The 21624-nt window shown below is 45.8% G+C and carries 19 protein-coding genes; 12 read left to right on the plus strand and 7 right to left on the minus strand.

The features are described from left to right. Positions 1-44: 44 nt before the first annotated feature. A complete protein-coding gene (locus AABA75_RS07675) occupies positions 45-818 on the minus strand; it encodes an NRDE family protein (RefSeq protein WP_338292017.1) in 774 nt (257 codons plus the stop codon). An 82-nt stretch (positions 819-900) separates the two neighbouring features. Here AABA75_RS07675 and AABA75_RS07680 point away from each other — a divergent pair, with 82 nt between their 5' ends. The 3 genes from AABA75_RS07680 (at position 901) to AABA75_RS07690 (ending at position 3510) form a co-directional block, all read left to right on the plus strand. Next, complete coding sequence (locus AABA75_RS07680; RefSeq protein WP_338292019.1) at positions 901-1512, plus strand: 1-acyl-sn-glycerol-3-phosphate acyltransferase; 612 nt, start codon at positions 901-903, stop codon at positions 1510-1512. A gap of 121 nt (positions 1513-1633) precedes the next feature. Then, entirely contained in the window at positions 1634-2878 is a 1245-nt protein-coding gene (locus AABA75_RS07685) for a cystathionine gamma-synthase family protein (RefSeq protein ID WP_338292020.1), read from the plus strand. A 194-nt stretch (positions 2879-3072) separates the two neighbouring features. Continuing rightward, positions 3073-3510, plus strand: a complete 438-nt coding sequence (locus AABA75_RS07690) for an Lrp/AsnC family transcriptional regulator (protein ID WP_338292022.1) — start codon at positions 3073-3075, stop codon at positions 3508-3510. Positions 3511-3542: 32 nt separating this feature from the next. On the opposite strand, the gene AABA75_RS07695 is transcribed toward AABA75_RS07690, so the two are convergent. The 3 genes from AABA75_RS07695 to AABA75_RS07705 form a co-directional block, all read right to left on the minus strand. Then, positions 3543-3857: an isoamylase early set domain-containing protein gene (locus AABA75_RS07695; RefSeq protein WP_338292023.1), complete on the minus strand. Its 315-nt coding sequence runs from the start codon at positions 3855-3857 to the stop codon at positions 3543-3545. Positions 3858-4105: 248 nt separating this feature from the next. Beyond that, positions 4106-6466, minus strand: coding sequence for a carbohydrate binding family 9 domain-containing protein (locus tag AABA75_RS07700; RefSeq protein WP_338292024.1), 2361 nt, complete (start codon positions 6464-6466; stop codon positions 4106-4108). A 339-nt stretch (positions 6467-6805) separates the two neighbouring features. Continuing rightward, positions 6806-7090 carry an RNA recognition motif domain-containing protein gene (locus AABA75_RS07705; RefSeq protein ID WP_338292025.1) on the minus strand — a complete coding sequence of 95 codons (285 nt, stop codon included), beginning with the start codon at positions 7088-7090 and terminating at the stop codon, positions 6806-6808. 470 nt (positions 7091-7560) lie between these two features. Between AABA75_RS07705 and AABA75_RS07710 the strand changes: the two genes are divergently transcribed. Next, positions 7561-8463, plus strand: a complete 903-nt coding sequence (locus AABA75_RS07710) for a GGDEF domain-containing protein (RefSeq protein WP_338292026.1) — start codon at positions 7561-7563, stop codon at positions 8461-8463. 12 nt (positions 8464-8475) lie between these two features. Here the strand turns inward: AABA75_RS07710 and cysZ are convergent, their stop codons facing one another. Continuing rightward, positions 8476-9219, minus strand: a complete 744-nt coding sequence (gene cysZ, locus AABA75_RS07715) for a sulfate transporter CysZ (RefSeq protein ID WP_338292027.1) — start codon at positions 9217-9219, stop codon at positions 8476-8478. 179 nt (positions 9220-9398) lie between these two features. Here cysZ and smc point away from each other — a divergent pair, with 179 nt between their 5' ends. The 4 genes from smc (at position 9399) to AABA75_RS07735 (ending at position 17463) form a co-directional block, all read left to right on the plus strand. Further along, positions 9399-12866 (plus strand): chromosome segregation protein SMC, encoded by a 3468-nt coding sequence (gene smc, locus AABA75_RS07720; protein ID WP_338292028.1) that lies wholly within the window; start codon positions 9399-9401, stop codon positions 12864-12866. Between the two features lie 59 nt (positions 12867-12925). After that, positions 12926-14212: a cell division protein ZipA gene (zipA, locus tag AABA75_RS07725; RefSeq protein ID WP_338292029.1), complete on the plus strand. Its 1287-nt coding sequence runs from the start codon at positions 12926-12928 to the stop codon at positions 14210-14212. A gap of 78 nt (positions 14213-14290) precedes the next feature. Beyond that, on the plus strand, positions 14291-16327 hold the full coding sequence (gene ligA / locus AABA75_RS07730; protein WP_338292030.1) for an NAD-dependent DNA ligase LigA: 2037 nt from the start codon (positions 14291-14293) through the stop codon (positions 16325-16327). A 311-nt stretch (positions 16328-16638) separates the two neighbouring features. Beyond that, positions 16639-17463 carry a flagellin gene (locus tag AABA75_RS07735; RefSeq protein ID WP_338292031.1) on the plus strand — a complete coding sequence of 275 codons (825 nt, stop codon included), beginning with the start codon at positions 16639-16641 and terminating at the stop codon, positions 17461-17463. A gap of 6 nt (positions 17464-17469) precedes the next feature. Here AABA75_RS07735 and AABA75_RS07740 read toward each other — a convergent pair whose 3' ends face one another. After that, the gene (locus AABA75_RS07740) at positions 17470-18261 is read right to left on the minus strand and encodes a PhzF family phenazine biosynthesis protein (RefSeq protein ID WP_338292032.1); all 792 of its coding nucleotides are present in this window, start codon (positions 18259-18261) and stop codon (positions 17470-17472) included. 116 nt (positions 18262-18377) lie between these two features. Between AABA75_RS07740 and AABA75_RS07745 the strand changes: the two genes are divergently transcribed. The 4 genes from AABA75_RS07745 (at position 18378) to AABA75_RS07760 (ending at position 20307) form a co-directional block, all read left to right on the plus strand. Next, positions 18378-18956 (plus strand): pyridoxine/pyridoxamine 5'-phosphate oxidase, encoded by a 579-nt coding sequence (locus AABA75_RS07745; RefSeq protein ID WP_338292033.1) that lies wholly within the window; start codon positions 18378-18380, stop codon positions 18954-18956. Positions 18957-18968: 12 nt separating this feature from the next. Then, on the plus strand, positions 18969-19445 hold the full coding sequence (locus tag AABA75_RS07750) for a GNAT family N-acetyltransferase (protein WP_338292034.1): 477 nt from the start codon (positions 18969-18971) through the stop codon (positions 19443-19445). 77 nt (positions 19446-19522) lie between these two features. Further along, complete coding sequence (locus AABA75_RS07755; RefSeq protein WP_338292035.1) at positions 19523-19861, plus strand: DUF1330 domain-containing protein; 339 nt, start codon at positions 19523-19525, stop codon at positions 19859-19861. Between the two features lie 68 nt (positions 19862-19929). After that, the gene (locus AABA75_RS07760; RefSeq protein ID WP_338292036.1) at positions 19930-20307 is read left to right on the plus strand and encodes a hypothetical protein; all 378 of its coding nucleotides are present in this window, start codon (positions 19930-19932) and stop codon (positions 20305-20307) included. Here the strand turns inward: AABA75_RS07760 and bioA are convergent. Then, positions 20292-21575 carry an adenosylmethionine--8-amino-7-oxononanoate transaminase gene (gene bioA, locus AABA75_RS07765; protein ID WP_338292037.1) on the minus strand — a complete coding sequence of 428 codons (1284 nt, stop codon included), beginning with the start codon at positions 21573-21575 and terminating at the stop codon, positions 20292-20294. The genes AABA75_RS07760 and bioA overlap by 16 nt on opposite strands. Between the last annotated feature and the right edge of the window lie 49 nt (positions 21576-21624).

The following is a 21624-nucleotide window of genomic DNA, read 5'->3' on the forward strand; positions in this document are numbered from 1 at the left end:
TACCTGAGCGCCTTTAGTGGCTGAAAAAAACGATTTTTAAAACGCTAATTTCCACAAATTGAAAACTGCTGTTTAATATCGCCGGTAATTTCCGCCTTTTCATTAAATGTGCGCTCGTACCAAAAGGCTTCGCTGTTGTCGTCAATCCAAAAAATAGTAGAGGTTCTGGTACCGTAACCTTGGGTATTAATGAAAATGGAAGACAACTGTTTTTCCCAGATTTCCGGTACACCGGTTTTAGGCAGCAGATGATCTTCTGCTTTGTCTTCATTGCGCATTAATTCGAGCAAGATCTCCGGCTCTACTTGATTCATCTGTTCACAATAGTGTTTCAGTGCCTGTACACCCTTGTTAATCTTTGGCCAGGGACTGTTTAAATTGGCATTGGACAAACCATAAAAGCCGTTGTCCAGAAACTGCAGTGAGTCTTCGTGATTATTGTAGACGGCTAAATCGTGCCATTTTCCGAAGAGCAGATTGTAGCCATTGAACACTGAGCGAGTCCGATGTAGCTGCTGAACATAACTTGCTCTTAATGTCGGTTTGGTCAGATAGTCTAATACCAGCTGGCCTCGACTTTGGGCATTGTCCCGGTTCAGGTGTGGGGCGCGTATATTAGTCAGGGCACTAACGTAGCCTTGTTTTGTCACACCCATCCAGGTGCCGCCGGCCTCTAAATCCTTGCCGCCCAGCAAATGCGGAAAATCTGGCCAGTAGCCACTTTCAAGAGTGGGGCGTTGGTAGAACTCATCCCGATTGGCGGCAATGATAAGCGGAAATTTAGGATGCTGTTTTACGGCAATAAACAAAATACACATTATTTAACTCAAAACGGGTGACAAGGTGAATTGAATAAGACAGAATTTTGCTATCAAATCATTCAATATCCAAACAGGTATCGTGCGCAGTTTACAAATTCCCGCTATTCCCGCAAGCCATACGCCACGGAAAAACCCAATCACCTGGTGGTTGGGGGTGCTTTTTCTGAAAGTAATGGGCTGGCGTTTCCGTGGCCAGTTACCTGAACAAAGACAATATATTATGGCAATCGCCCCCCATACCAGCAATTGGGATTTTGTCATCAGTCTGGCGGCTTATTTTTGCTTGCGCGTTAAAATGGGCTTTATGATGAAAGCCTCTATTTTTATCTGGCCTTTCGCGGGATTACTCAAAGGGTTAGGGGGTATTCCGGTGGACCGTTCCAGGCGCCATGGTGTTGTGGAGCAAATGGTGGCGCGTTTTAAATCTCAACCGGATCTCATTGTTGCTTTGGCGCCAGAGGGAACTCGTCGTCGTGTTGACAAATGGAAAACAGGATTTCTGCAAATGGCCCATCAGGCACAGATCCCGGTATTTCTGGTGGGATTAGACTACAAGGCCAAAGAGTTGGTATTCGGTCCTGCAATTGATATTTCAGAAGATATTGAGGAAGGGTTACAGCGAGCCCAGGCTTTTTTCACGCAAATGCGTCCCAAATTCCCGCAGCTAAGCAGTGTTTCTGGCGAACGTTAGATTCTGATCTAACTAATATCAACCTGAAAAAGCATTGCAGCGCTTTTTGTGATAGTTTCGCAGTAATTGCTAGATGAGCACAGCCGTGCTCGGTGTTTTTCTAATTTTCAGAATTTTAAACATGTCAGATATTCTAAATAACAAAGGATTCAATACGCGATTAGTGCATGCCGATCGCTTAATTAATCATCCCCAAGATGGTGCTGTACATCAGGCCACCAATAATTCCGTGCTGTTCGATTACCCGGATATTCAGGATCTGGTGGATATCTTCCAGGGAAAAGTTGCGGGTCACGCCTATTCAAGGCAATCCTCAGCTTCAATTGATGCACTGCAAAATATGCTGACAAGTATTGAAGGTGGCGTTGGTTCATTGACCTTTGCTTCCGGTATGGCGGCAATTACCACCACCTTTTTAGCCTTGTTACAGCAAGGTGATCACCTAATCATGAGTCAGTTTGTATTTGGCAATACCAACAGCTTTATTGGTACCTTGCGTCGCTACGGTATTGAAGTCAGTGTTGTTGATGTGACAGACGTGGACAATGTTGCCGCAGCTATTAAGGAAAACACCAGAGCCGTTTATCTGGAAACCATTGCCAATCCCGTAACTCAAGTGGCTGATTTGTTACCTGTCGGCGAATTGTGCGAACAGCAAAAGCTAGTGTATATGGTGGATAATACCATGACGCCTGCTTATATTTTCGATGCAAAAGCGGTGAAAGCTTCACTCCTGGTGGGTTCGTTAACTAAGTATTACGCGGGTCATGGTCAGGTGCTAGGTGGCATTGTGGTGGATACCGGACTGTATGATTGGCAAACCTATCCAGGCATTCAGGAAGGGTTTCGTGGCTTACCTGTAGCACAACAAGGTTTAATGCAAATAAAGAAAAAGGGATTGCGGGATATGGGAGGTTGTTTGACCTCTGAGTCAGCCCATGCTATCTCCGTTGGCATGGAAACGCTAGCATTGCGAATGGACCGAAGCTGTGACAATGCATTGCAGTTAGCTCAATATTTAGAGCAGCATCCCAAAATTGCGGCGGTGTATTATCCCGGTTTAAAAGCGCATCCACAGCATGACAAAGCCAGTCAATATTTCAGCCAATACGGCGGTATCTTAAGTTTCGACTTGCATGAATCGGTGGATTGTTTTGCCTTCATGAATAAGTTGCAATTGGTACTTAATGCTACCCATTTAGGCGATACCCGTACTTTGGCTATTCCGGTTGCCCATACCATCTATTATGAAATGGGGGCAGAAGTCAGAGCTGATATGGGAATTAGCGACAATATGATCCGCATGTCCATCGGCATCGAGGACATTCAGGATCTTCTGGCTGACTTCGAGCAGGCGTTGGCCTGACAGTAAAATGCAACACTGGTGAGCGTTTGCTCGCCAGTTTCATGGTTATCTCGTATGACTTAATGCCGTCTTTTGCACCAACCATAAACCTCCACTTTTGACTCTGCGCTAAACATTTCGCTAAAACTCTGTTTAAAAATGGTAGATAAATGCCATTATACAAGCCTAAATTAGTCATTTAGTGGAAATGACCTATGTCAGAATACCGACAAAATCTGGACCAATTAGATCAAGCCTTAATTGCTCAGCTTCGTGTGGACGGCAGAGCCTCTGTTGCAAAGCTGTCAGATATTCTTGGTGTGTCTCGCGGTACAGTACAGAATCGGCTGGATAAATTGCTGGAGTCGGGTGCTGTATTGGGATTTACCATAAGGGTAAACAGTGACGTGGATCAGGACTTGGTCAAAGCAGTAATGATGGTGTCGGTATCCGGACGCTCCACCACTCCTGTCGTGCAACGACTTAGAGGCATCCCCAACGTGTTGAAAATACATACTACCAATGGCGCCTGGGATTTAGTACTGGATATACAAGCCAGTTCACTGGCGGAGTTTGACTCAGTACTACACAAAGTAAGAGATATTTCTGGTGTGCTAAATAGTGAAACCAGTATTTTGCTCAATAGCCTGTAGTGGGGTGACTTCGCACCCCGTAAATAGCTCTTTTAAGCGACAGTAGAAACTACCGAGTCATCATCATAAGAAGACTTAGAAGGGATATACTTATCGGCTGACCAGTCGTTTTCCCACGTCTCACCGTCTAGCAGGTAACGAAAACGAAATTCTTTGCCCGCTTCCAGGTCCACAGTTTGAGTGAAGCCACCGTTTTTAAGCTTCTTCATGGGTGCTGCTTTGGCATCCCAGCTATTGAATTCACCCATTAGTTGCACCGAATCGGCGCTTTTTGCTTCTTCTTGGGTCAATTTAAAGGTGACTTTGCAAACAGGTTTAGATTTTAAAAATTTTTTTGTTAGTGCCATGATGTGTATCCTACGTTAATTTTGTAATTAAATTACATTAATAGCTCATTTATACCGCAAAAACCTATAAAGATCACTATTTATGTAATTTAGTAACTATAATTGTGGTAAAGCAACAGTATGCTGAGCAAATTTTGCAATTGTATTGCCAACTATCTGTTTAGGCGCATCCGAAGGTAGGGGTCAGACCTCGGAGAAGTTGTGTCGGGCAGAGTGTTATGCACTCCGTCATGAGATTTTTATTGGGATCACATCAACCAGGCATAGCTAAACTTTAAGAACAGACTGCGATTATCCCTTTCCAGGCTATCAATGCGATCATCTTTGAAAGCGCGATCAGCGTATCCGGCGAAAAATACCGTTTGCGGATTTATTTTGTAGCTATAGATGAGCTGTGTTGCTATATCTGTATAGCGTTCATCCGGATAATTATCTGGATTTCTCGCAGGTTGATTATCCAGGTTGTGTTTGATCCTGGTGTAGATCACACTGAGTTTGATGGAGTTGCGTACATCAAGATTGTATTTCAGTCTTAAATCGGCTTGATGAGCTGTAAATACCTCAGCACCATCTGCTTCCAGCTTTTCATACAGGTAATTGAGCTCAGCGCGCAGGTGGGCGTTGATGCTGTATTCAAAGCCGGGGATCCAGGTAAACCTGTCGGCCAATCGGTTATTGGCGAAATCGATTTGTTTTCCGACAACAAATTCGTTCTCCAGAAACACCCCTGATGCCGGTTGAATATTGCCGTAGAGAAAACAGAAATTGCGGTCAAATAGTGTGGTATTACCGTCTATCTCCAATTTAGAGGCGTCCAGTCTAATACCGACATGCTCATTTAAAACGCAACCTATCTCGGCAAAAGATTGCATTGGCCCTGAGAAGTTAAAAATAGCTTCAACCTCTCGTTCAATGAGTTCACCTGCGTCATTATGAGTAATATCCCAATCACCGCGCAGCTCTGATCGAGTCCACCAATCATCCTCTTCACCATACCAGAGCAGGCCACCACCCACGACTGCTTTATTGTAGTCAGTGCGGCTCTCAAAGCCTAAATCTGCGCGGTGATCCTTACCGATATCGCGATAGTTAGCATACATAAACCAGTCTCTCTCTTCATGGTTGTAGCTAATATAAAAAGCGCTATCATTTAAACCGTTTGTGTCTTGGGTGCGCAGCACCTGCTCGTTGGTAATACAGTTGCCAAAGCTGCAGCTGATATTTTCACTGCGGCAATCATCTTCATCACAAAAGTCATTGCTAAGCCATTCAGGATATTGGGTATCGCTGAGTACAAACTGTGCCTTGAGGGTATCTTGAGGTGTAATGCGATACGTAGTATCTACCGAACCTGTGTAATTGTGGTAGTTCTCGGATGTTCTGAAGGTGCCCAGTATACCGATAGATAAATCAGCGTTGGCATCATAGCGGTATCTCACTGCTGCATTGTTGCTGTCTTGATCTAATACCGCGACAGAAGAGCGCAGGTTTCCCGGCACCAGAAACGTAGTGTTATTGTCATCGGCAGCAAACAAACCGAAGGTATGTTTGCCAGACTTGCCTGTAAGCTTTGCACCTATATCTGGGGCACCAATGTTTCGGGTATAGACTAAATCAAACAAACTATCGAACATATCCTGGTTCTCCAGGAAAAAGGGCCTTTTTTCCGGAAAAAACAGAGTGAAGTTATTGTTTACTCCCAGCTGCGCGGAGTCTGCTTCCACTTGGGAAAAGTCCGGATTAATGGTGGCGTTTAAGAAAATATCGGAGCTTATACCCCATTTAATATCTAATCCCGGCTCAATATTGGACTCACCACTCCAGTCATCAAAGTTGTACGCAACGCTGTTTAAACCGGTATTTTCCTGTAACTCCCGGTTCTGACCGTAGCCCAACACCAAGGTGGGCACTATGGCGAAGGATTTACCTTGTTGCATACCCTCAAAACCGCTCATTTCCACCATTTGGCAGGCCCAGCAGTCATTATTGCGATCTATCTGAAGATTGGATATGCGCTGTCTTTCGTTGCGTGGGTAAAAGCGCAGAAACTCAACCGCCCAGGTTTGCTTTCCTTCGGTGGGGTTAAAATTAAAGTTGCGCAAGGGGATTGCCATTTCCACGGTATAACCCTGTTCATGAATACGCCCTTGAGAATCCCATATACCATCCCATGCATCACTTTCACTGTTGCGAATGACGTTTTCAATGCTATCCAGCTGAACTCCCAATGGGTTGACAAAGAACTGAAAAACCAGGCGATGGTCATTGTAAGGATCGAGCTTTATACCGACTAAATCGTCTCGCCAAACTCTATCTCTGTCATTGTAAAATGCCCGGATGTCTTCTGGGGCAGGATCAAAGGCTTCAAAGGCCACAAAAAGGGTATCGCCATTTTCAAAATAGCGGACCGTAGTCTTAACATCTGGGGCAATGTTTTCTTGTGGCCAGGTGATGTTATTTAGCTCAATCGTTGCGGCCTGTTTCCAGGCGGATTCATCTAGTTGGCCATCAATCTCAATAGCGTCACTGATCTTGGGGACATCTGGTGGGTTAGCTGTGCCAGCTTGTGAAAATAGTAATAAGAACAGAATCCAGAAAAGTCGTTGCATTGGCGTCCTGATAAACGAGTGTTAGTTACGATGATCCGCTTTAACTATAGGTGATAAATCCAGATTGGCTGAGATTAGCGAAAGAGTGGTTGCTGTAAACTGGTTTTTGCCAATGTTCTGTTGGTATATGATTTTAAATCGTAAGAAAGTGTAAATTTAACGTCAATGTTCAGGCGAGGTTACTTATTTCGTCAGTGAAGTGTGGCTTGCTTTTATCGTTATAGGATGAAAAATGGTTTTGGCACGATGTAATGTTACTAACATCATTGCAGACGAATAAGGGTAGCAGAAACAAAAAACGCCCCTCATGGAGCGCCTTTGAATAACCCGAAAAAACGCTTAGTAACGTTTTCTTTGACCACCACCATTGTGGGTGCGTGGCTTCGGTGGACGAGCTTCATTCACAACAACAGCTCGGCCGCCAACTTCTTTGCCATTCAGGCCTTCAATTGCGCTTTCGCCATCTTCTTTTGATTCAAACTCTACAAATCCAAATCCTTTTGAGCGATTGGTTTCTCTTTCCATAATAATCTTAGCAGATAAAACATTACCGAAAGGGGCAAACGCTTCTTCCAACTCGGCATCAGTCAACCGGTAGGACAAGTTACCAACGTATAATTTCATGATTTCTTCTCTTTGACTGTTGTAGTAATACGCCAGAAGGGTCCAACAATCAAAGCCACCTTATGCCGCGAGTGATGCCTCAATGCTTCACCCTATCCCGTATCGCAGTGTGCGGCAGGGGCGGGTAAAATGCAACACTATTTTTGTGAAATAATTATTAACTAAAAAAGACAGCAAAGCCTTGAATTGTCTGGCTCTTACGGGACGGAGGATAAAAAAATGAGATGCCAGTTATTGAGATGAACTACTTTTTGGGTGGGTAAATATTGTAACCTTTTTGTTTTTCTCAATTGCTCAAAAAATGTGCCAGTTTTTATCTGCTGGATAAATTCAAATGAAATGTTTCTTCGTGATGCAACATTTACGTCACACTTTTCTATTAATTTCTGTTGCTCATTCCATAAGACATCAACAAACAAGTAGCTCAATAAACAAATATGCACGACATCAAACCGTTCGGACTTATGCGCATGACATCGCTCGTGATACTCCTGGTGGTACTGAGTGTTTGGTTGGTGCTACTGGTACACCTGAATGCGCAAAGTACGGTTAACAATATTGACTACAATGATGTGGTGAGTGAGGTTTTTTCCATTGCCTTTATTTTGCTGTTACTTGGAGTAAATATGCGCCTTGAGTCGGATAAGGCTGAGTCAAAGCTTATGTTTGTCGGCTTTTGTTGCATGTTAATCGGTGATGGCCACGACTTATTAGATGAATTTGTAAAAATTCATCCCGATTGGCTGGCATTAGTTTTTGAAAACATCGCTACCAACCTGGGTATTGTGATCGTTGCCGTAGCCGTATTTCTCTGGTCCGGGCGCTACAAAGAACAGTTGAGTTTGCTCAAAAGGCAAAAAGAAATACTCACCGATGCCAGTAATACCGATCCTCTGACCAAACTGTATAACCGACGATTTTTAACAAACGAATTTATTCAAAAAATGCTGACCGGCAATGATGATAAAACCAGAACACTATTACTGCTGGATTTAGACCGTTTTAAAGCAGTAAACGACAATTATGGGCACGCGACCGGTGACCGGCTGATTGTATTAATTGCTGACGTTATTAAAAGTGAGATACGCGAGCAGGATTATGCGTTTCGCTACGGTGGTGAGGAGTTTCTTGTGGTGTTAAATTGCAATCGCGAAATGGCTTTCAAAGTCGCAGAGCGGATCAGAGTCGACTTTGCTACAAGCAGTTTTAAAATCGACGGTCAGGAACTCGTTAAATCCACCAGTATTGGTTTATTTGAGCTGCCCTCTGAAATGGGCTTTGAACAAGCATTGGATATTACTGATAAAGCCCTGTATCGCGCTAAACAGAACGGTCGAAACTGCATCGTGGAAGGGACTCTCTGTGTGAGTTAGTCCCGCCCTATCTCACTGCTCTGTATACTTGTCTCGATATTTGTCAACCCACATGGCTGTTGCTCCGCAAATGGCCACAGGCATCACCACAAAATTAACGATGGGTATCATGGAGAAAAACGTGACTGTGATACCGAACATAAAAGCATTTGGTTTGTCGTTTGCCAATTGCAAACGCATTTTTTTAAAAGGCACTTTGTGGTTATCAAATGGATAATCGCAATACTGCACTGCCATCATCCATGCCGTAAACAGGAACCAAATTACCTGGCCTATCAGCGGTAATAAAAAGAACATCAGCAAAAACAAAATAGCTCTGGGCAAGTAATAACCTAACTTTACTACTTCGCGAGCCAGGGTTCTGGGAATGTCTTTTATTAAGTCGGTAAAACCATCGTCTGAAATTGGCTGTCCGGTTAGCATCAGCTCAATACGTTCCGACAATAAACCGTTGAAAGGCGCAGCAATCCAGTTCGCCAATGTGCCAAATATAAACGCAGAAAACAGTAAAATAATCAGTACCGCAAGTGGCCAGATAATGTAGGCGAGGCCTTCTTTCAGCCAGTCCAGCCATGAGGGAACCCAATCTGTTACCTGTTGCACTAACGGGTCAATTTGGCCGAATAGATAATAAAATGCGGCACCAAACAACAGCACATTAATAATCAGTGGAACAATTACAAACAACCTGACACCGGGCCTGGAGATTAAGTCAAAGCCCTGAAAAAAATAATCTAATCCTGATTTATTTGCCATGTTACCTACTTATTTGCTGGTGAAGGGGAATGATAACAACAGCCTTGCCGGAATAAAACCTGCCACTATTGGGGAATTGTTACAGATATTGAGAAGTGGTAGATTACTCTGATAGCGCTTAATACAACAAAAACAATACAACGTGCCGACCTTTTTTAGCCACACGGGCCAGAACCACAATGCGACTTAAGAAAATTCGACTCGCCGGATTTAAGTCCTTTGTGGACCCAACCAATATTCCGTTTCCTGACGATATGACTGCTATCGTCGGGCCTAACGGCTGTGGCAAATCCAATGTTATCGACGCAGTGCGTTGGGTGCTTGGTGAAAGTTCCGCCAAGAATCTGCGTGGTGACGCCATGACAGATGTCATTTTTAACGGATCTTCTTCCCGAAAACCAGTATCTCAATGCAGTGTTGAACTGGTGTTTGACAATAGCAGTCAGCGCATACAAGGTGAATACGCCGCATTCAACGAAATCTCGGTCAAGCGAGTAGTAACTCGTGATGCTCAATCAAATTACTATCTGAACAGTACTCGTTGTCGTCGTCGAGATGTCACGGATTTATTCCTGGGAACCGGCTTGGGGCCTCGCAGCTATGCCATCATAGAGCAGGGCATGATTTCCCGTTTGATCGAATCGAAGCCGCAAGAGCTACGGGTTTTTATTGAAGAAGCTGCTGGGGTTTCTAAATACAAGGAGCGCCGTCGCGAAACGGAAAATCGCATTCGTCATACCCGAGATAACCTGGACCGCTTGGGAGATGTACGTACTGAGTTGGGACAGCAACTGGATAAGTTGCAGCGTCAGGCATCGGCTGCCAAACGTTACACTGAGTTAAAGGCCAAAGAACGCACTTATAAAGGCCAGCTGGCAGCGATCCGTTGGTTAAAGCACGGTGATAAAATCGCACAACTGGAACAACAGGTAAACGTTCAGGAATCAGATATCGAGGCATTTATTGCCAAACAGCGTGGCGATGAAAAGGAAATCACCAGCCTTAAAGAGCAGCAGCAAGAGGTAAAGCAGCAGATTGCTGACCTGCAACATCAGTTTTATCTGGTGGGCAATGAAATAACCCGGCTTGAACAAAACAAAATTTTTCGCATCCAGCGGGAGAGCCAGTTAAACGAAGAAATTGGCACGGCAGAATCGCTGGCTGAAGAACTGTCACTACGCCTTGAAGAATTGCAAGAACAGTCAGTGCTGGTGCAAGAACAATTGGAGCTATTAGAGCCGGAAGCGGAAATCATGGGTGAAGCTTTGCTGGATGCTGAGGAAAACCTCAATCGCTTGCAAGAGCAATGGCTGGATAAACAGAAGGAGTGGCGTAGCACCGATCAGCAATTTACTCATTTAAAACAGCAAGCACAAAATCGGCACAGTAAAATCCAGGGATTGTTGCAGATTCAATTGCGCACTGAGCAGCGTATCAATGAGCTTCGCCGGGAGTTAAAGGAAGGCATTGCTCCTGAATTGGAAAATGAGTTGCAAGAGGCGCAACTAAAGAGCGAACAGCTGCAGCAGGCACAAGATGAAACTCAGGCCGATTATGCATCCCTCAGTTCAGAGCGATTTGCTCTGCAAGAGGAGCACAAAAGTCTCAGTGAAGAAAGGGAGCTGCAACACAAACGCTTGCACAAATTGGAATCGCAATTAGAGAATCTCAAGCAAACGCTAGAAAAACAATTTAAAGCACAAGGTGATGAGCAGGAATGGTTAGCACAACAGGATAACACTACCCCGTTTTGGGACTACATTCAGGTTGAGTCAGAATGGCAATATGCCGTCGAGACCGCCATGCAACTCTTCTCTGATGCTTGGTTAATGGAAAATATTGGACCTAATACGCTACCGGATGGTTTGAAAGTGTTCAGTCGGGAGCAGATGTCCATAGAAAAGTTATCGGGTACTCTGGCTGAAAAATGTTTGAGTGAACAAGTACCTCAATGGCTAAATACCGTGTTAGTGGCCCAAGATGACACAGATGCAAAATCTAAGTTGCAAGGCATACAACCGGGACAAACAGTGGTCACTGCCACTGGTCATTGGTATGGCATCGATTGGTGTATCGCAGGTTTGAATCGTCGCCATCACCGCCCATTGGAGCAAAAAGCGCAGATCAATGAGTTGCAACAACAAATAGAGCAGCACAATGTACTGGTGAATAACCTCGATGAGCAATATCAGCGGCAGGTCAGTGAGCTGGAAGACAAAAGCGTTCGCATTCGCGAAACCGAAATGGATTTGCAGTCTAATAAACTGGAACTTCAGCATCTAGCACAGCAAATTAAGCTTCTGCAAAATCAGCAATTGCAACATCAGCAAAAACAAAGTCGCTTGCATCAAGAACTGGCGCAGCAGGAAGAGCAGCTAGAAGAAGAAAAGCTGCAATTGGAAGATCTGGCCATGGAAGTAGAGGAGCTGGAGGAACAAATTGAGCAATTAGAAGCGGGGCACGGCGATATTGAGGTGCAACGAACTCGCTTTGAAGAGCAGTTAGAAATTGCTCGAATGGGGGTGGAGAACACCCGTACCAAACAACACAGCATCGCCCTTAAACTGCAGGATTTGCGATTTCAGGCCGACGCTAATCGTAATAAGTTGCATACAGGGCAGGTGGAGTCCACGCGCAATCAGGAAAAATTAACCAGACTTCATAAAGAACTTGAAGAGTTAATGGTACCCGGAGAAGGGCAGCAGGGCAAGCTGGATGTGCTGTTGCGAGAAAAGCAATCTCTTGCGGATTCGCAAACGCAGTACAATCAACAGTTACAGCACATTGAGGAGCAATTAGCTGACGCTGAGAAAGGTCAGGTGGGCGTGCAGCAGCAAGTAGAGAAAATGCGTGCCGAAGTACAATCATTGCAACTTGAAATCGAGCGAAATCGCACCAGAGCGAACACTTTTGTCGAGCAGCTACAAGAGATGCAGCAGTCCTTAAAGCAAATTCTGGAACAACTTCCACAAGAATACGATGAAGAGCAATGGCGTCAGGAGCTGGAAAAAACGACTTCGGCCTTGCAAAAGCTAGGCGCTGTTAATTTAGCCGCAGTGGATGAGTTTGAAGTGCAATCGGAGCGCAAGCAACATTTAGATACACAAAACGCGGATCTGGAAGCGGCTTTGGAAACCCTCGAAAATGCTATCAGGAAAATTGATAAAGAGACGCGAACTCGCTTTAAAGAAACTTTCGATAAAGTTAATGAAGATGTCAAAATGCTGTTTCCAAAAGTATTTGGCGGTGGTGCGGCATGGTTAGAACTCACAGGCGAAGATCTGTTGGAAACCGGGGTGACCATAATGGCCCGACCTCCCGGCAAGAAAAACAGTACAATTCATCTGCTTTCTGGTGGAGAAAAAGCTTTGACCGCTTTATCATTGGTGTTTGCGATTTTTCGATTAAATCCGGCGCCTTTTTGTTTGCTGGATGAGGTGGATGCACCACTGGATGATGCCAATGTTGGCAGATTCTGTAAATTGGTTTCCGAAATGTCGAAAACCGTACAGTTTATTTTTATAACCCATAATAAAATTGCGATGGAAATGGCTTATCACCTTACTGGTGTTACTATGGCGGAACCGGGGGTATCCCGGATTGTTGCCGTGGATGTTGAAGAAGCTGTAGCTATCGCAAATGCATAAACCTGGTAACGCACATAATAAAAATACGAAGCGTTGAATAACAAAGGGTGACCATTTAAATGGATGAATTCCGACTTGCGCTAATAGGTATAGGTATTTTTGCCATTGCCGGCATTCTGGCCCATGGCATGTGGACAATTAGAAAGAACAACAAGGCGAAACAAGACGCTGAAAATGAGGCAATGAGGCGGGATGAGCCTGATTTTGTGATCAGTGATGATGATCCGCTGCTTTTTGGTGAACAGGAGTTTGCAGAACATCCGGCAAATGGGCAGGGTGAATCGGTGCAACAAGAACCGATTGCGGATAGTGCTGATGAGTATGATCCGTTAGTAGGAGATCAGCCACTTTATGCTGCATCTGATGTAGATACGCCTGTTGTCAAGCCATCGCGTCCTGAGCCGCCGGTCACCGAGACTGTCAACGAGAGTTACGATGAAGACGGTATCGGTGCTGTACGTGTGGTAGCTGAGAAGCCAGCTGCTTCAGCGCCTGCAAAGGCCACTATTCCAGCTCCCGAACCCAAGGTGGAAGTTGCAGAAGAACTACCGGAGCCACCATCCAGTTTGCTGCGCAAAGAAGACAGCGGTGAGAGTCATAGAAAAGTGTCAGTAGACGATATTCCAATGATCGACACATCTATCGATATCGAAGAAATGCCGCGTCGCGCTAGTGCATTAAAAAGTGAACATACCCGCACTGAAGTGGTGGGTGGCAATAAAATGGGACGCAGTACCGAGTCGATAGCGGACAAAGCCAGAAAGCTGGTAGGTCGCAAATCAGACGAGCCAGTTGCGAAGCCGAAAAAGTCCAAAGCGGCGGATAAAGACAAAGATCAAATCGGTTTGGATTTGGAAACTTCACCTGAGCGAGAGTCACTGGAAGCCGCAGATAAAAGCGCACAAGACGCGCCGCAAAGTGAAGTGTTGATCCTCAATGTCAGGGTGCCCGAGGGCAAGGTGATCCATGGTGCAGCCTTATTGCCATCATTACTGACCTTGGGATTTAAGTTTGGTGAGCACAACATGTTTCATCGCCATGCTGCCAGCAATGGTAAAGGCCCCAGGTTGTTCACCTTAGCGAATATGTTCAATCCGGGTACCTTTGATATCGACAATATGGAAAACTTCAACACACGAGGTTTGTCGTTATTTATGACCTTACCTATTGATGCTGATGCCCATCAGGTATTCAACATGATGCACAATGCTGCCCGAAAACTGGCTGACGAGTTCGGTGCTCAGGTACTGGATGGTCGCCGTAGCGTGCTAACGAAGCAAAGTTTGCAACAATATGTTGAGAAAATCAGAGAATTTGAGCGTCGCCGGATGATCCGCCGCGCCTAAACTTATAAAGTTTTAAAGGCAGCGCAATGCTGCCTCTTTTCCCTATTAAATTACATTACGACAAGGTAAGCCCCGAATATGTCTGGTAACGACAGCCTTTTTAATGAACTGCAAACCTTAAAAGCGCAGCTCAACGAATACAATTACCAATATTACGTACTGGATATGCCCACTGTACCCGACGCCGAATACGACCGTTTAATGCGTCGTTTGCAAGAAATTGAAACACAGCACCCAGAGTGGTTGTCGCCTGATTCGCCGTCGCAAAAAGTGGGGGGAGTACCGCTGGAAGCGTTTACCCAGGTAACCCATGAGTTACCGATGCTTTCGTTGGACAATGCCTTTAATGAAGAGGAATTATTGGCCTTCGAGAAGCGCCTGAAGGACAGACTCAAGCGTGACATTAACATCAATTACAGCTGCGAACCGAAACTGGATGGATTGGCGGTAAGTATCTTGTACGAAGATGGCAAGTTTGTCAGAGCCGCCACCCGAGGGGACGGTCGAGTGGGTGAGGACATCACTGCCAATGTGCGCACTATCAAAAATGTGCCCTTGAGTTTACGTGGTGAAGATTTCCCGACAAGAATGGAAGTGCGTGGCGAGGTATTTATGTCACTTGCCGGCTTTGCAGCACTAAACAAAGCACAAAAAGACAATGATAAAAAAGTTTTTGCCAATCCTCGTAATGCCGCCGCAGGCAGCTTGCGCCAGCTAGACTCTCGGATTACTGCCGCGAGACCATTGATGTTCTACGCCTATTCCGTAGGGATTGTGGAGGGAGAGCGTCAGGCGCTGAAAGGCGAACATGCAGGACGTCTTAAACAATTATCCCAATGGGGACTGCCACTGAGTCCTGAGGTGAGTGTGGCATCCGGTGCTAAAGGCTGCCTTGAGTATTATCAAGGATTGGCGCAAAAGCGAGCCTCATTACCTTATGAGATAGATGGTGTGGTGTTTAAAGTTAACGATATCGCGCTACAACAAGAGTTGGGCTTTGTGGCGAAAGCACCGCGCTGGGCGATTGCCCACAAATTCCCCGCCCAGGAAGAAATGACTAAATTGTTAGACGTGGAATTTCAGGTGGGACGAACCGGCGCTATCACACCAGTGGCACGCCTTGAGCCAGTTTTTGTCGGCGGTGTCACGGTATCCAATGCCACGTTACACAATCAAGATGAAATACAACGCCTGCAGGTAAAAGTAGGAGATACAGTGATTATCCGTCGCGCTGGCGATGTGATCCCACAAATCGTCTCTGTGGTTCAGGAGTACCGTCCGCAAGACGCCAAAGAAGTGGTGTTTCCGTTAACCTGTCCGGAATGCGACTCACATGTGGAGCGATTAGATGAAGAAGCGGTACTGCGCTGTACAGGTGGCTTGATTTGTCCGGCGCAATTAAAGGAATCCCTTAAGCACTTTGCCTCGCGTAAGGCGCTGGATGTGGATGGTCTCGGTGATAAATTAGTAGAGCAGCTGGTGGATATGGGGGCGGTAAAAACTCCCGCTGATTTCTTCCGCCTGGAAGTGATCACGCTATCCTCCATGGAGCGAATGGGCGAGAAATCTGCCAATAACATCATCAACGCCCTGGAAAAATCCAAACAAACGAGCTTACCGCGCTTTCTCTACGCTCTAGGGATCCGGGAAGTGGGCGAGGCGACCGCTGCTAACTTGGCGAATCATTTCAAAACCATTGAAGCCGTTATGCAAGCAACGTTGGAGCAGCTGGTGGAAGTGAATGACGTCGGTGAGGTTGTTGCATCTCATGTATTGCACTTTTTCAAAGAGGAACACAATCAAACGGTGATCAGTGAGTTGCGGGAGCTTGGCGTTAAGTGGCCGGATATTGAGGAAAAGTCGCAAGATACACAACCCCTACTGGACAAAACGTTTGTCCTTACAGGCACATTAACCGCGATGGGCAGAAACGAGGCTAAGGCAGTGTTGCAAAACCTTGGGGCAAAAGTGTCTGGCAGCGTCAGTGCCAAAACCGATTATTTGATTGCCGGAGACAAAGCCGGCTCGAAGCTCACTAAAGCGCAGGAGTTAGGTGTCGCTGTGATGACAGAAGAAGACATGTTAAACCTGTTTGCACAGCACAACGCCTCTTAATCTTTCATTATGGCCTGAAAATCTGTTTTCAGGCCAATCTCTTCAAATATGTAAACAAATTCGGGTATGTATCTAAATCCCTAATACTGCCTGCCGATACCCTTGTTGAGGAAGGTAGTGTTTTCTCCACCTAATATCATTGCGCGTTGTGAGGACGAGCAACGATTCTTAAATTAAATTTCTGCGGTTTGCGCCTGCGACTGTTCGGTGAGTCGAGCGTGTGGCGCTGTTGTATATTGCGTCAGCAACTGTGTGGTGTGTTGCGTCTGTTGCAAGCTCAGAAATATGCTGTTGGTTAACAGGAGACCAATGTGACCTTGTTCGTGAATACGAACGTGTCAGCCTTGATTGCTCGAAACACCCTGTTTGATGCGGGTTCTGTGCTGGATGTTTCTTATGAAAGGCTGTCATCGGGCTTGCGTATTAACAGAGCTGCGGATGATGCCGCAGGATTGCAGGTGATCACTAAGTTTGAGGCTCAACGTGATGGCCTGCAGCAAAGTGTGCGCAACGCAAATGACGCAATTTCCATGACGGAAGTTGCAGAAGGCTCACTAAAAGAAGTCACGGACTCTCTGCAGCGCATCAGACAGTTGGCTATCCAGTCTCAAAGTGGTATCAATGGCTCCGCTGAACGCACCGCCATACAGCAAGAAATCACCGCGTTAACGTCAGAAATGAGCAGGGTGGTGTCGGACACCAACTTTGCCGGCAATGCGGTACTGTCAGGTGATTATTCGGCGGCTTTTCAGATTGGTGCTTTTGCGGGTCAATCCATTTCCATTAACCTGTCACGCACTGGTGGCTTTGGTCCCTCCGGTATCGGCGTGGGAAATGTAGATGTTACGACCTTCGGTGGCGCTTCTTCCGCACTTGCGGCAATAGATGGTGCCGTTTCTGCCATCGGCACTGAGCGGGCAAAGTTAGGCGCACTTACCAATCGTTTTCAATCCACCATTCGCAATCTCACCGAAGTTTCCGCAAACCTTGCTTCTTCCATGAGTCGGATACAGGATGCCGATTACGCCTCAGAAGCCTCTGAATTAACCCGCAATCAAATTATTCAGCAAGCCACTATCGCTGTGCTCGGGCAGGCCAATAGCACGCCTCAGACGGCGTTGTCTCTATTATTATAATTATAGCTACAGAATGATTTCTCCAGTCAGATACTTTTTGGTGTAGCCTGAAACTATTACATTGTTTTCTTGCACTTCACAATAAAGCGTGCCACCGCGGCGTGAAGCTTGATGGGCTAAGAGGTTGCTTTTGCCCAGTTGTTTCGCCCACCAAGGTGCCAGACTGGCATGAATTGAGCCGGTCACTGGGTCCTCGTCGCCACCATTAGCTGGCCAGAAATAGCGGGAAACAAAGTCATAATTTTCGGCAGGGGCAGAAACCACTAAATCCAAAGGTGCTAATTGTTTGAGTTGTTCTAAATCGGGTTGGCAATTATAAATGGCTTGTTCATTGTCATAAATAGCATGCCAGGCCTGTACGCTGCGCAGTATTTTAACGGGGGGCTCAGGAAGTGCTTGTAGTAGAGCGTGTGGTATGGCTTCTGGTGATTCAAGAGTCCGAATCGGGAAGGTCATGCTAATTTTGCCATCTGGTTTTTTTTCAATAATTAAGTCGCCGACACTGCTGGTTTTAAAACGCAAGCGGGTCAGTGTTGGTTGTGTTTCGAAAATCACTGAGCTTGCCGCCAGGGTGGCATGACCACAAAAGTCGATTTCAGTTAGAGGAGAGAACCATCTTATCGCATATTCTGCGTAATTGTGTTGCACCAAAAAAGCCGTTTCTGCCAGGTTATTTTCACTGGCAATTTTTTGCATGAGGTCATCGCTATACCATTCATTACGGATCACTACTGCTGCGGGGTTACCGGCAAACAGTTGTTCAGTAAAGGCATCAACTATGTGAATACTCTGGGTCATCGAGTCGCTCCGAGGCATTATTATTAGTTAAATATTACAAATTTTCGCAAACTAAAACAGATATTTAGTGTAACGTTCTTAGTCTTCAAATACATTAACATGAAGTGCAAATACTGATGAACGATCCTACTGCCATGGTGGCTGAAATTTGGCAGCAAGCCAGGCAACATCCACTGCTTAAACAAAAGAGCGTCATCTGTATTTCTACTATCGATTCTGATGGTTTTCCCGATGCACGCTTCGTGGATTTAAAACAGGTCAACTCCCAAGGATTTACCATTTGCAGCGGTTATCAGTCGGACAAAGGAAGGGCGATAGCAGCATGTGACAAAGTGGCACTCACTGCCTGGTGGGAGCCGGTGGGCTATCAGATCAGAATACAGGGCCGGGCCACAAAAATCAGTGATGCTTTGGCACAGCAATATTGGCAAAGTCGCAACCACAGTGCACAAGTCATCTCCAGTAGGTTTCAGCAAAGCGAGCCATGTGTCTCTATTGATACGGTAAAACAGCAATTCCTTGATGCGCAGGCATTGCTGCATGACAAATCCATCCCAAGACCGAAAAGTTGGGGAGGCTACTGTGTAGAGCCTAAACGAATCGAACTGTTGAAATTTGAGGATTCGCGCTTGCATTTAAGGCACAACTTCACAAAACTGTCAGACCAATGGCAGTGCCAAATTTTACAACCCTGACTGAGAGTAACTATGAACACCGTGCCGGATGAGCAAGAGCCAGAACAAGCAACAGCGCAAAAGCTTGAATTGAGTGACGACAAGCAGTTATTGGATGTAGAGTTAATCCATCACTTTCTCAGCCAGCACAGCTATTGGGCAAAGGGTATTTCGTTGGAAAGAGTGGTGGTGTCCTTAGAAAACTCATTGTGTATTGGTGCCTATTTGGGTAAACAACAAGTGGGATTTGTCAGAGTGATCACCGACTACGCCACATACGCCAATATCAAAGACGTGTTTGTGGTTCCAGAGTACCGAGGTAATGGCATCTCCCGAGAATTAATGCGCTTTACCTTGGCTCATCCTCACTTGCAGGGCTTGCGACGTATTACATTGACTTCTACAGGCGCGCGAGGCTTGTATGAAAAGTTCGGCTTTACGGCGTTGCAACATCCCGAAACTTACATGGAGATCCACAATCCGGGTGTCTATCAAAAACAGTCTAAATAAAATCAATTTTAGGTTGATTTATTTACCTTTTTGATCTAGCTTTAGTTGAATGTAAACCACAATCAAGAGCGCAAAGGATGGCAGGTTTTATCATCGCAACCTACAACATAGTGGATCAACTTAATTACCAACGTTATCTGGAATTGGTCAGGCCAACGTTGGAGTCCTTTGATGGCGAGGTACTGGTCGCGGACTATGATAGTGAACCACTTGAAGGCACACCACCAATGGTCAGCATCGTTATCCGTTTTGCCAGTAAAGCTATTGCTAAAGCCTGGTACACTTCAGTGCAGTACCAAGACATAATCCATCTACGTGTGGATACCACTGTAGGTTCAGCGGTACTGACAGAAGCGTATCAGTATGCAGAACCACCTTCGGCTTTAAAAACATCTCAGAATTCGTTGGCGGGTTAAGAAAGTACCAAACTGGCCGTTAATAATAGATAATTACCTTTGCCACTCAGCAGTTCAGGAGGGCAATTATGGCCAAAACGTGGGACGGTGTTGACCGCAGAACCACTTCCAAAAAGCACGATTTGTTTTATCGCTTATCACGTGTAGGCAATATCCTGTCGTGGATCTTGTTTGTCAGTGGCCTGGTGGTGCTTCATTATGCCAGACCAGAACGAATTTCTGGAGTACAGCGTTACTGGGGCGTAACCGGCAGAGAAGAGTGGAATGATGCCTTATTGCCTTGGTTATACGGGCTATTTAGCCTTTGCATTTTGTTCAGTATTTCTATGTTGCTTTTGCGCAAATACCGCAGCCGCCGACAAAACGAAAAATGGGCCAGTGGCTTAGTGTTCTTGATCGTTATTGCTTCAGCGTTTGTTGCATGGGTGTATCAGGCTGTTGCCTGATACACTAGTTCGTTAAGTGTTTGTGTTATTTGAGATAATTCTTCTCTACTGATAATGAATGGTGGCATGATGTACACCAGCTTTCCAAACGGCCGCACCCACACACCGCGATTAATACAAAAGCGCTGCACCGCAGCAACATCCACAGGCGAACGCATTTCAATCACACCGATTGCGCCCAACACTCGTACGTCAGCCACTGAATCTGCATCCAGACAAGGTAGCAGCTCTTCTTTTAGCTGATGCTCTATCGCTTGCACTTGAGATTGCCATTCATTGCGTTGTAGCACACTCAGGCTGGCATTGGCGACAGCACAAGCCAATGGGTTACCCATATAAGTGGGACCATGCATAAACACACCCGGTTCCCCCTGACAAACGCCCATGGCAACATCATCGTTGCACAGGGTGGCCGCAAGGGTCATGTATCCCCCGGTTAGCGCCTTACCCAAGCACAAAATATCGGGGCTGATGTTGGCGTGTTCGCAGGCAAAGAGTTTGCCGGTACGACCAAAGCCGGTGGCGATTTCGTCACAAATCAACAATATGCCGTATTGATCGCACAATTGTCTGACACGGCGCAAGTATTGGGGATGATACATACGCATACCACCTGCACCTTGCACTACCGGCTCCAGAATCATGGCGGCAATTTCATGATGATGGCTTTCCAGCATATCCGTTAAAGGTCCCATCTCATCCTCATTCCAGGCTTGCCCAAAACGGGTTTGCGGCGCAGGTGCAAACAATTGCTGATTGAGCACAGGCGCAAATAGAGAATGCATGCCGTTGGTTGGATCACTCACTGACATAGCTGCAAATGTGTCACCGTGGTAACCGTTGCGCGGTGCAATAAATTTGTGTTTATTTTGATTGCCCTGACAGGCCCAGTATTGCACGGCCATTTTCATGGACACTTCTACCGCCACAGAGCCAGAATCGGCGAGAAAAACCCGGTTTAGTCCGTCTGGCGTCATATCAATGAGTTTTCGACACAGTTCAATCGCAGGTTCATGAGTGATACCGCCAAACATCACATGTGACATTTTTTTTAGTTGCGTTTCAGCAGCAGCATTAAGGTCCGGGTGATTATAACCATGCACGGTAGCCCACCAACTGCTCATGCCGTCGATAACTTGATTACCATCTTCAAGCGTCAATTTAACGCCCGACGCTGAAACTACTGGATAGCAGGGCAGCGGTGAAATGGCGGAAGTGTAGGGGTGCCAGATGTGTTGCGTGTCGAATTGTGTATCGATAAAAGACAAAATACCCACCGATTGTTCAAATAACAGTCAAAGGTAAACCTTGTGCTGT

It is taken from the genome of Planctobacterium marinum (assembly GCF_036322805.1).
Taxonomy (GTDB): domain Bacteria; phylum Pseudomonadota; class Gammaproteobacteria; order Enterobacterales; family Alteromonadaceae; genus Planctobacterium; species Planctobacterium marinum_A.